Genomic DNA, 11,983 nt, shown 5'->3' on the forward strand with positions numbered 1-11,983 from the left:
TTAATTTATTCTCAGTTTTTTGTATTCACGTCCTCGACTATCATTATATTTATCAGTCATTTGCTGAGATTTGTGTCCGAGTAATGTCATTGTGTCAATTCGTTGTTCTCTATATAAACGCTCTGACAGCGATCTAATTTCATGGAACGTGGTAGGTGTTCCCGTCCAATAATCACGATTAAAAACTCTATCGCGTAATCGTGAAAATTGACGCGTTATATCGTCTAATTTTATTTTTTCATTATTACGACTGACCAGAAAATCATTATCAGCTGATTCAATAATGTCCCGTAAACTGGTGCCAATTTTTTTACATTCAAGTTTTATCGGTAGCGCGATTTTTGCACCTGTTTTATACTGATCAACTAATAAATAATTTCGTTTAACATTTGATTTTTTCATTTCAGCTATATCTGAACGGCGTTGACCTGTGACTAATGCTAATGTCATAGCGTCATGCATTATTTTGTTTCCTGTTTTTTCCGCCTCACTCAATATTTTTTTGAACTCGCCTAATGTCATGCGTGAACGTTTGACCACAACCTTAGGGCATTTGATTGGCTCGGCTGGGTTTCTGTCATTCCAACCTTGTGCGTAAGCTTCTCGAAAGATATCTTTGATCAAGTGGTACATGCATTTTGCTGACGGTGCTTTATCCTGGTCTGTGTAGATTTTAATAATTTTGGAAATATCAGGAGGGGTTATTTGGGAGAGAGGATTATCTCCAATTTGCTGACGGATAACTTTTAGCAAATACGTTTTTATTTCGATTGTTTTGGGTTTTAAATTACGTTCGGCAAGAATTGTAATATATTCATCAAGCCAATTGTTAACGGATTTTGGATGAGTATTTTGGGGTTTAAATAATTTAGAAAGAAAAAACATGATTGCCTCATTAAGCTAAAATGTTTTTTATATCTGTTAAATTTATATTTATCAAGTCATTATTAAAAAATACTCTCCATGACTCACTATTATGATTGAGAATGAATAATTGAATATAATAAAATACTTTGATAATATTTCGCGTAGTTAAAAAATTCATAAATGAATTAAAATTAATTCTAAAATGATAGATTATCATAATGAGTATATTTAATTTATTTAACTTACTTTCTTCACCCTATATTGCGAATAATTAAATTGTTGAAATAAATGAATGATACAATTTTAAAGGTTTGTTTAAACACTCGATTTGCGATATTTATTGAGAATAAGATGACCTTCATTGACGAATGATATCTTCCTCTCCTCGATCTTTTGGAGCCATTATGGAAAACTTAAGTACTGTTCAGGACTTTATTCGCTGGACAACTTCACAACTCAGTCAATCAGAAATTTATTTAGGACATGGAACGGATAATCCTATCGATGAATCAAAACAACTTATTTTAGCCAGTTTAGGATTATCATTATCTATTCCTCCCGAATTTTACGCGGCCAATCTGACGGAAGAAGAAAGACAGTTTCTGTTTGATATTATTCAAAAGCGAATTGACGATCGGGTTCCAACTCCTTATTTAACAAATCAAGCGTGGTTTTGTGGACATAGTTTTTATGTTGATGAACGAGTTTTAATACCTCGTTCACCGATTGGTGAATTAATTGATGATCATTTCAAAACGCTACTTACCACACCGCCTGGAAATATTTTAGATCTTTGTACCGGTAGTGGTTGTATTGGTATTGCTTGTGCTTATGCTTTTCCTAAAGCGCATGTTGATATCACTGATATTTCGCTTGAGGCAATCGATGTTGCTCAAACTAATATCGACTTGCATGAAATGAACTTTCAAGTTACTCCTATCTTGTCGGATCTCTTTAATGATTTGCCGGTTAAACAATACGATCTTATTGTCTCCAATCCGCCTTATGTCGATGAAGAAGATATGAATGATTTGCCAGAAGAATATTTATACGAACCAAAACTGGCGCTGGAAGCCGGATTTGATGGATTGGATTTAGTAAAACGAATTTTGCATGATTCGATTAATTACTTAACTCCCGACGGTGTCCTTGTTTGTGAAGTAGGAAATAGTTGGGTTAGTTTGCAAGAACAGTATCCAGATGTTCCTTTCAATTGGATTGACTTTGAGCGTGGTGGATTCGGGGTATTTTCAATCACACAGCAAGATTTGATAAAATATCATCACTATTTTAAATAAATTTATGCATTAATCGGAATAAGGTTATTATGTCTGGAAACTCAATCGGAAAATTATTTAAAGTCACAACGTTTGGTGAATCGCATGGTGTTGCATTAGGATGTATTGTTGACGGTGTACCACCGGGATTAGCATTAACTGAATCAGACTTACAAATAGATTTAGATCGCCGTCGCCCAGGCGCCTCTCGTTATACCACCCAACGCCGAGAACCTGATCAAGTTAAAATATTATCTGGTGTATTTGAAGGGGTAACAACTGGTACAAGTATTGGATTAATGATTGAAAATACCGATCAACGTTCGCAAGACTATAGCCAAATAAAAGATATTTTTCGACCTAGCCATGCAGATTACACTTATCACAACAAATATGGGATAAGAGATTATCGAGGGGGAGGGCGTTCTTCTGCTCGTGAAACAGCGATGCGCGTAGCGGCAGGAGCAATAGCTAAAAAATATCTACACGAAAAAATGGGTATTCAAATTCGTGGTTATTTAGCACAAATGGGGGATATTGAGTGCGAATTAAAAGATTGGCAGCAAGTTGAACAAAATCCATTTTTTTGTGCAGATGAATCAAAACTTGCGTCGCTCGATCAGCTACTCAGATCGTTACGAAAAGAGGGAGATTCGATTGGTGCTAAAGTGTGTATTGTGGCTGAAAATGTTCCTGTAGGATTGGGGGAACCTGTTTTTGATAAATTAGATGCTGAACTTGCTCATGCTTTAATGAGCATCAATGCGGTAAAAGGGGTTGAGATTGGCGACGGATTTGCGGTTGTCACTAAACGAGGAAGCGAAAATCGAGACGAAATTACACCAAATGGTTTTTTATCTAACCATGCTGGTGGTATCTTAGGCGGGATAAGTTCCGGACAAACGATAATCGCCAATATTGCCCTTAAACCCACGCCAAGTATTGAAATATCAGGTCGTTCGATAAATGTATTTGGTGAATCGGTTGACGTCTCTACGCATGGGCGACATGACCCATGTGTGGGGATTCGTGCGGTTCCGATAGCTGAGGCAATGGTGGCTATAGTGCTGATGGATCATTATCTTCGTTATCGAGCTCAATGCAGCGATGTGAATTTATGATGAGTAATCATTTATGAGTGATGAAATACTCGTTTTATTATTTGCTATCGCTGTTGTAGCTGGCTTTATTGATTCAATTGCTGGTGGTGGAGGCTTATTAACTGTGCCAGCTTTACTCGCTATAGGGCTGCCACCCGCTAGTGCGTTAGCAACAAATAAGTTACAAAGTTGTGGTGGATCTTTTTCAGCTAGTCTCTATTTTATTCGTCAACGTATGGTTGATTTAAAACAGCAAAAGTGGGCGATTGCATTTGCTTTTATTGGTTCTGCTATAGGTACGATTTCAGTCATCCATGTTCAAGCTGAATTTTTAAAACTTTTACTACCCATATTAACTATTAGCGTAGGCATTTATTTTTTACTTTCGCCAAAAGTTGGCGAAGATGATCGTAAAAGTCGTTTCTCTATTATTCAATTTGCACTTATACCTGCTTTGGGAATCGGTTTTTATGACGGATTTTTTGGCCCCGGTGCGGGTTCATTTTACGCTGTGGCTTATATTACCCTTGCAGGTTTTAATCTCACAAAAGCAACGGCACATACTAAAGTTTTAAACTTCACCTCAAATTTAGCTGGTCTAATCTTTTTTATTTTAGGTGGCGAAGTTGTTTGGTCAATTGGTCTGATTATGTTATTAGGTCAATTTATTGGAGCAAGGGTAGGCGCTAAAATGGTAATCACTAAAGGGCGCAAATTAATCAGACCTATGTTAATCACCGTTTCGACCATTATGAGCATCAAACTAATCTACGAAAATTTTTTTATTTAATGGCAATAGATACGAACAAGGATAAGTCAACTTTGTTCAAGGTCGATTAATAGGTAATTATCATGATTCATATACATGTTTATTGAATCAAAACGAGGCTATAACTGGTCAGCTAGACAATTTTAAATTGGTAGAATCAATTGGCTCTATTCATTAACACACGCAATTACGTTGCAAAATTAATCCTTTCATTTACTCCTTTCACCCATCACTTATAAAACCTGTTAGTCTAGATTTTCAACTCCTCATTCATTTAACTATCCCAATTACATTTCATTTGGTAAACAAATAAATTAAATAGTATTGTGCCTGTATGTCAGATTTAATTTTAAACAATCAGTTAGTGCACATCTGCTAATTTTTGGTATATAGTTAACAAGATATTATCCCGTAATGGGCTTATACGACTAAATAAGTGACGCTATGAAACTACAACAATTACGCTATATTTTAGAAATTGCTCGTTCAGGTTCAATTAATGAAGCTGCAAAAAATCTCTATATTACCCAACCAAGCTTATCCACAGCAGTTAAAGAATTAGAAGCAGAATTTGGTATTGAAATTTTTGTACGAACGTCTAAAGGAGTTTCATTATCCACTGATGGCGTTGAATTTTTAGGCTATGCGAAACAAGTTTTAGATCAAGCTGAATTATTAGAACAACATTATTCAAAAAAAGTCCCTTCAAAACAACTTTGTAGCATTTCCACTCAACACTATGCATTTGCTGTCAATGCATTTGTGAATCTCATCAAAAAAAATCATACTGATGAATATGAGTTTACTCTCCGAGAAACCAGAACTTACGATATCATTACCGATGTGGCTAATTTACGAAGTGAAGTTGGGATTTTATATTTAACAGATTTTAATCAAAAAGTGATTCTACGCTTACTGAAAGAACATCGATTGACATTTCATCCGCTATTTGAAGCCCACCCACACGTATTTATCAGCACCAATCATCCTTTATCATCAATGAAATCGTTAACGTTAAGTGATCTTGAAAATTACCCTTATTTGTCTTTCGAACAGGGAGAATATAATTCATTTTATTTTTCTGAAGAGATTTTAAGTACTGTTTACCATAAAAAAAGTATTCATGTGAGTGATAGAGCCACCTTGTTTAATTTGTTGCATGGGTTAAATGGTTATACGATTAGTACTGGCGTATTAAGTACGGATTTAAATGGGTCTGATATTTTATCCATACCACTTGAAGTTAATGAAAAAATTTTGATAGGTTGGATTACTTCGCAAAAAGCCCAATTAAGCCTGTCTGCACAAAATTATATTGAAGCATTGAAAAAATTGATTCAAGAAGAGTATGGCTTTGAACTTAAGTAAACTTATAGTTACGTAAATCAAATTGCTATTTTAATAAAATTCAGTATAATTGCGCCCAATTCATATTTATATGAATACCGAGGTTGTCTGAATTAGAGATCGGACATGCCATGTTTTATACTAATTTTATGAGGTTTATTATGTCTCTAACTGTAGAAGCTAAAGCGAAAATCGTAGCTGAATATGGTCGTGGAACTAACGATACAGGTTCAACTGAAGTTCAAGTTGCTCTTTTAACTGCGCGTATTAATGATTTACAAGGTCATTTTTCTGAGCATAAAAAAGATCACCACAGCCGTCGTGGTTTATTACGTATGGTATCTAGCCGTCGTAAATTATTAGACTATTTACGCCGTAAAGATATCGAACGTTACAACCAATTGATTCAAAAATTAGGCTTACGTCGCTAATCAAAATCTACTTGAAAGAGGCTTAGGCCTCTTTTTCGTTGTTAAAAATTTGAGCTTTGCTATAATGCTCAGCTCGAAAGTAAAATTAATTCGTTTTTGTAAATCAACACATTAAAAGATTGTATCTCATGTTTCGCGCGACTAATGAGAGCTCTATAATTTATAGATCTGTCATTAGTCGTGACAGTGAAATAATCTTTTGTTGATGACCCTACATTGTTGAAATAAAAAAATCAATAAGTTGTACTTAAAACTACTGCCTGTCGAGCTTTTCATTTCAACAGCATTATTAACAAGAGGATATTATTTTGTTTAATCCAACATATCAAAAATTTCAATATGGACGCCACACTGTTACTTTAGAAACAGGTATTTTAGCACGTCAAGCATCGGCTGCTGTCATGGTTAATATGGACGATACCGCTGTATTTGTTACGGTGGTGGCTAATAAAAAAGTCAAAGAAGGTCAAGACTTTTTCCCATTAACAGTTAATTATCAAGAACGTACTTATGCTGCCGGTCGTATTCCGGGTGGATTTTTTAAACGTGAAGGTCGTCCAAGCGAAGGCGAAACGTTAATTGCACGTTTAATTGACCGTCCATTACGTCCATTATTTCCAGAAGGATTTGTTAATGAAATTCAAATCATTGCAACAGTCGTGTCAGTCAATCCGGATGTTAGTCCAGATTTAGTTGCAATGATAGGTGCTTCCGCTGCACTTTGCTTATCAGGTGTGCCTTTTCATGGTCCAATTGGTGCTGCTCGAGTTGGTTTAATTAACGATGAATTTGTATTGAACCCATCAGTAAAAGAACTACAAAATAGCCGTTTGGATTTAGTGGTTGCTGGTACGAAAAGTGCGGTACTGATGGTTGAGTCGGAAGCTGATTTATTAAGTGAAGAACAAATGTTAGCTGCAGTCGTATTAGGTCATGAGCAACAACAAGTGGTCATTGATAACATTAATGAATTTGTGGCGAAAGCGAATCGTGAAAAATGGGATTGGGTTCCACCAGTTAAAAATGAAGCATTATATAATGCTGTTTCTGAATTAGCGAAAGATCGTCTAGGTGAAGCTTACCGTATCACAGAAAAACAAGCTCGTTATGCGCAAATTGATCTGATTAAAGAAGATGTGCTAACCTCTTTAAAAGCGCAAGATGAAGAACTTGATGAAAACGAAGTGATGAACATTATTATTGATTTGGAAAGCCAAATTGTTCGTCAGCGCGTTATCGCTGGTGAACCGCGTATCGATGGTCGTGAAAAAGATATGGTTCGGGCACTGGATATCCGTACCAATTTATTACCAAGAGCACATGGTAGCGCCTTATTCACACGTGGTGAAACTCAAGCGTTAGTCACAGCAACATTAGGGACTGAACGCGATGCTCAGATTATTGATGAATTAACTGGCGAATATACTGAACGTTTCTTATTGCATTATAACTTTCCGCCATATTCTGTCGGTGAAACAGGTATGGTTGGATCACCTAAACGTCGTGAAATTGGTCATGGGCGTTTAGCTAAACGTGGTGTAGCTGCGGTCATGCCTAGCCAAGAAGAGTTCCCTTATACCGTACGTGTCGTATCTGAAATTACCGAATCAAATGGTTCATCGTCTATGGCTTCTGTTTGTGGTGCTTCACTTGCCTTAATGGTTGCCGGTGTGCCAATCAAATCATCAGTTGCAGGTATTGCAATGGGATTAGTTAAAGAAGGCGATAAATTTGTCGTATTATCAGATATTTTAGGTGATGAAGATCATCTTGGCGATATGGACTTTAAAGTAGCCGGAACTCGTGAAGGTGTGAGTGCATTACAAATGGATATCAAAATTGAAGGTATCACCAAAGAAATCATGCAAGTTGCCCTTAATCAAGCGAAAGGTGCCAGATTGCATATTTTAACGGTAATGGACCAAGCGATTAATAAACCGCGTCAAGAAATATCTGAGTTTGCCCCACGTATTTATACAATGAACGTTAATCCGGATAAAATCCGTGATATTATCGGTAAAGGTGGCGCAACGATTCGTGCATTAACTGAAGAAACAGGCACAACCATTGAAATCTCTGACGATGGCACAGTTAAAATTGCAGCATCAGATGCGAACAAAGCTAAAGATGCTATGGAGCGTATCAATAATTTAGTTGCTGATGTTGAAATTGGTAAAATTTATACTGGTAAAGTCACTCGAATTGTTGATTTTGGTGCGTTTGTTTCTATTATTGGTGGTAAAGAAGGATTGGTTCATGTTTCTCAAATCGCTGATCACCGTGTCGAAAAAGTAGCTGACTACTTAAAAGTAGGACAAGAAGTCAATGTGAAAGTCCTTGAAATTGATCGTCAAGGTCGAATTCGTTTAAGTATGAAAGATGCAATTGAACCAACAACGGAACATTCACCAATTACTGAATAAAAAATTAATCATTAGGGGTTTTAAAATGAAACTTTTCAACCTGAGGATTGTCTGCTTACTTATAGCTGTTATTCTATTGTCAGGTTGTTCAAGTTCACCGCTCCTTTTGGCTGTTCCTGAGCAAGTTTCGTATAATGATGAATTGAAAATTGCTCAGATTAGCCAACAATTATCCCAAAAAAATATTGATACTGTAACCCGAATGCAGCTTATTTTTGAAAGGGGAATTGTTTATGATTCATTAGGTTTTAAAGCATTTGCGCAAATTGATTTTTCTACCTTATTAGGTTATAGCGCTGACATTCCAGATATTTATAACTTTTTAGGGACTTATGCTTTAAGAGAAGGTGACTTTGATGTTGCCTTAATGTCTTTTAATACAACTTTAGAAATCGATCCAGCTTATGCTTATGCATATCTGAATCGAGCAATCACGTTGTATCGTACAGGTCATTATCAATCTGCTAACCGAGACGCTCTTCAGTTTTATCAATATGATGTGAATGAGCCAATTAGATTATTATGGCTTTATCTAATTGAAAATGAGATTGATAAGAAAACAGCATTAAATATGTTACAAGACCGTTATAATCGGTTAAATGATAAATCGATTTATAGTAGCCATATTGTTGCATTTTATTTAGGTAAAATTAATGAATCTAAATTGATGCAAAATCTTCAAGAAGGCGTTGAAAATAATCGGCAATTAGCTGAGCGTCTTTGTGAAACCTACTTTTATTTGGGTAAATATTATCAGAATAAAGGTGATAATGAGCGTGCCAAAATGTTATTTAAATATGCTTTAGCTAATAATATTTATAACTTTGTTGAACATCAACAGGCACTCTATGAAATGAAGTTACTTGAGGAAAAGTAACATGGGTCATGCCAGTTTTAAAAGTGAAAATATTGTTATAGTTTAGTTCTGATTGACTATTAATACTTGTTCAAGTTATTGATGAGTCGTTAATTAGTTATATCCTTAATCGGATCAGAGTATTGCGCAAATGTGATATTTGTCCATATAACATTCACAACAATAATCAATTATAGTATCGGTAATTAATTTTTGATGTGAATCGTAAATTTTCAATTTAGTGAGCTGGCATAAATTTATATATAGCTTTCTTTTCAAGGAAATGCAATTAAACATTTAACCATATTGAGATGAATTACTTTATTTCATTAAGCTTAATTGTTTAGCAATTAAAATAGAAAGTTTATATATATGATAAATTTATAAGCGAGTTTACATGACAAATGAAGTTTCTTTTATTGACCTTGGTTTATCCGAGGACATCCTTAACGCATTAAATGATCTTGGTTTTAGCAAACCATCACCCATTCAAGCTGAATGTATTCCACTATTATTAGATGGAAAAGATGTGCTTGGTATGGCGCAAACCGGAAGTGGAAAAACAGCGGCTTTTTCCATTCCATTTTTAATGAACATTGATGCCAGCTTAAAAGCGCCACAACTATTAGTATTAGCACCAACACGTGAACTTGCAATACAAGTTGCTGATGCCTGTTCAGAATATTCAAAATATATGAAAGGGGTGAATGTATTAGCCCTATATGGTGGTCAGCGTTATGATGTGCAATTGCGAGCGTTAAAACAAGGACCGCAAATTGTAGTTGGCACGCCTGGACGTTTATTAGATCATTTAAATCGTAAAACATTAGATCTTTCAAATCTTAAAGGTTTAGTTCTTGATGAAGCCGATGAAATGCTAAGAATGGGCTTTATTGATGATGTTGAAAATATTATGGCTGCCATTCCCGAAGATCATCAAACAGCGCTATTTTCAGCAACAATGCCTGCGCCAATTCGCCGTATCACTAAACGATTTATGCATAATCCAAAAGAAGTACAGATAAAAGGGACTAATCAAGCAGCGCCTGATATCGATCAAAGTTATTGGTTAGTGCGTGGAATGCGTAAAAATGAGGCAATAATACGTTTTCTTGAAGCAGAAGATTTTGATGCTGCAATTATATTTGTACGAACAAAAACAGCAACGCTTGATGTCGCCGAAGTGCTTGAAAAACACGGGTACAGTTGTGCTGCATTAAATGGAGATATGACTCAGCAATTAAGAGAACAAACACTTGATCGATTACGTAATGGTCGATTAGATATTTTAATTGCAACGGATGTGGCAGCGCGCGGATTAGATGTTGAACGTATTAGTTTAGTTATCAACTATGATATTACCTTAGACTCAGAATCTTATGTTCACCGTATTGGGCGAACAGGTCGTGCAGGCCGTGCAGGTCGTGCAATTTTATTTGTTGATAGCCGTGAACGTCGTTTACTAAAAAATATTGAACAAACAATTAAAAAACCAATCCCAGAAGTGGGCTTACCTTCTAAAGAATTATTAGAAAAACGTCGTTTAGTTAAGTTCAATCAGCAAGTTCAACAACAGCTTGAAAGTAACGATTTAGAACAATATCAAGCAATATTAAGTCAAATCCAAACTGAAAGTGGTGCGGATCTTGAAACTATTGCAACTGCATTATTGAAGCTTGCCCAAGGTGAGCGTCCATTAATTTTACCACCTGATCCGGTATTTAAACCATCTCGTGAAAATCGTGATCGAGATAATCGTGGTGGCGAGCGTCGACTACGAGGTGATAATCGAGAATCACCAAAACGCCGAGAACGACGTGATGTGGGTGACATGGATATGTATCGTATTGAAATTGGTAAAGAGAACGGTATTGAAGTTCGGCATATTGTTGGTGCTATTGCTAATGAAGCGGATATTAGTAGCCGTTATATTGGTAACATCAAACTTTATGAAACCCATTCAACGGTTGAGTTACCAAAAGGAATGCCAAAAGATATCCTTAAACATTTAGAAAAAGTACGGGTACTGAATCAACCAATGAAAATGAGCTTGGTCAGTGGTGCTCAGTCAGATGCTAAACGGGGACGTAAAAGTAACCGAACAGAATCGAACGATAAAAGTTTTGCAAAAAAACGAGGTCGTTCATCTGCACCTAAATTTTAATCATATAACCTCTACCATTTGGTAGAGGTTTTTTTGCTTTTTTTATGATCTAAATCTTTTTAAGATTACCAAAACATTAACTATCTCAATTAAATTCAATCCCAATAACCTAAATTGAACGCCTTTCTGGTTAAACGGATTTGGATTCATAACAAAAGAATACCTTAACAGAACTGAAAAAGGGCATTGAGTTAACTACAAATTGAATCGTTGATTTGCTGGTGAAGGTTACTGACATATAGACAAGATTTATTTTAATTTTCTCAATTTCAAAAAACTCAAATTACAACTCGGATTCTTGATTCCATTTAGTCAATAACAATGTCGTTTTATCTTTCAAAGAATGTTATCAAAGTAAAGCTATTCTAAATAAATCCTGATGAGAATTTTGCCCTTAGATATGATTGAGAGTATACTACTGTCAATTTAATCGGTAAAACAGAGGTATGGCATGACAGATTCTTTAAATAAATGTAAAGCAAATGATACTCCGGCGTGTTGTTGCGTAGATGTTGGCACAATCATAGATAATGAGGATTGCACGGCTGAGTATGAGCATGTCTTTGCGACAGAGTCAGAAGCACAAGCTAAATTAGCATCTTTAACTCAAGCAGCAAAAGATGTGGCAACTGAGCCTTGCGAAATTAATAGCAGTGTTGATAAGGTTGACGGTGGTTTTAAATTAACGGCAAAATTTACCTTTTGTTGTGGCGCTGAATGCTTGATTTTTCAATTAAAATTACGCTAAT

10 protein-coding genes are annotated in these 11,983 nt (G+C 35.7%); 9 read left to right on the plus strand and 1 reads right to left on the minus strand.

Translation table 11 applies throughout. The features are described from left to right. A complete protein-coding gene (locus J3U14_RS03555; RefSeq protein WP_267350640.1) occupies positions 1-885 on the minus strand; it encodes a tyrosine-type recombinase/integrase in 885 nt (294 codons plus the stop codon). Positions 886-1,271: 386 nt separating this feature from the next. Between J3U14_RS03555 and prmB the strand changes: the two genes are divergently transcribed. The 9 genes from prmB to J3U14_RS03600 all read left to right on the plus strand — a co-directional run bounded on the left by prmB (position 1,272) and on the right by J3U14_RS03600 (position 11,982). After that, entirely contained in the window at positions 1,272-2,165 is an 894-nt protein-coding gene (prmB, locus tag J3U14_RS03560; RefSeq protein WP_267350638.1) for a 50S ribosomal protein L3 N(5)-glutamine methyltransferase, read from the plus strand. A 29-nt stretch (positions 2,166-2,194) separates the two neighbouring features. Beyond that, positions 2,195-3,265 (plus strand): chorismate synthase, encoded by a 1,071-nt coding sequence (aroC, locus tag J3U14_RS03565; RefSeq protein WP_267350636.1) that lies wholly within the window; start codon positions 2,195-2,197, stop codon positions 3,263-3,265. Positions 3,266-3,278: 13 nt separating this feature from the next. Next, positions 3,279-4,034, plus strand: a complete 756-nt coding sequence (locus tag J3U14_RS03570; protein WP_267350634.1) for a TSUP family transporter — start codon at positions 3,279-3,281, stop codon at positions 4,032-4,034. A 423-nt stretch (positions 4,035-4,457) separates the two neighbouring features. Then, positions 4,458-5,381, plus strand: coding sequence for a LysR family transcriptional regulator (locus J3U14_RS03575; protein ID WP_065559598.1), 924 nt, complete (start codon positions 4,458-4,460; stop codon positions 5,379-5,381). A gap of 140 nt (positions 5,382-5,521) precedes the next feature. Further along, positions 5,522-5,791, plus strand: a complete 270-nt coding sequence (gene rpsO, locus J3U14_RS03580) for a 30S ribosomal protein S15 (protein WP_065559597.1) — start codon at positions 5,522-5,524, stop codon at positions 5,789-5,791. Positions 5,792-6,099: 308 nt separating this feature from the next. Then, positions 6,100-8,214 carry a polyribonucleotide nucleotidyltransferase gene (gene pnp / locus J3U14_RS03585; RefSeq protein WP_411597146.1) on the plus strand — a complete coding sequence of 705 codons (2,115 nt, stop codon included), beginning with the start codon at positions 6,100-6,102 and terminating at the stop codon, positions 8,212-8,214. A 25-nt stretch (positions 8,215-8,239) separates the two neighbouring features. Further along, positions 8,240-9,091 carry a lipoprotein NlpI gene (nlpI, locus tag J3U14_RS03590; RefSeq protein WP_267350629.1) on the plus strand — a complete coding sequence of 284 codons (852 nt, stop codon included), beginning with the start codon at positions 8,240-8,242 and terminating at the stop codon, positions 9,089-9,091. 376 nt (positions 9,092-9,467) lie between these two features. Beyond that, positions 9,468-11,234, plus strand: coding sequence for a DEAD/DEAH family ATP-dependent RNA helicase (locus tag J3U14_RS03595; RefSeq protein WP_267350627.1), 1,767 nt, complete (start codon positions 9,468-9,470; stop codon positions 11,232-11,234). 451 nt (positions 11,235-11,685) lie between these two features. After that, positions 11,686-11,982: a YfcZ/YiiS family protein gene (locus J3U14_RS03600; protein WP_267350625.1), complete on the plus strand. Its 297-nt coding sequence runs from the start codon at positions 11,686-11,688 to the stop codon at positions 11,980-11,982. Position 11,983 lies beyond the last annotated feature (1 nt).

It is taken from the genome of Gilliamella sp. B3801 (assembly GCF_026536645.1).
Classification (GTDB): Bacteria; Pseudomonadota; Gammaproteobacteria; order Enterobacterales; family Orbaceae; genus Gilliamella; species Gilliamella apicola_I.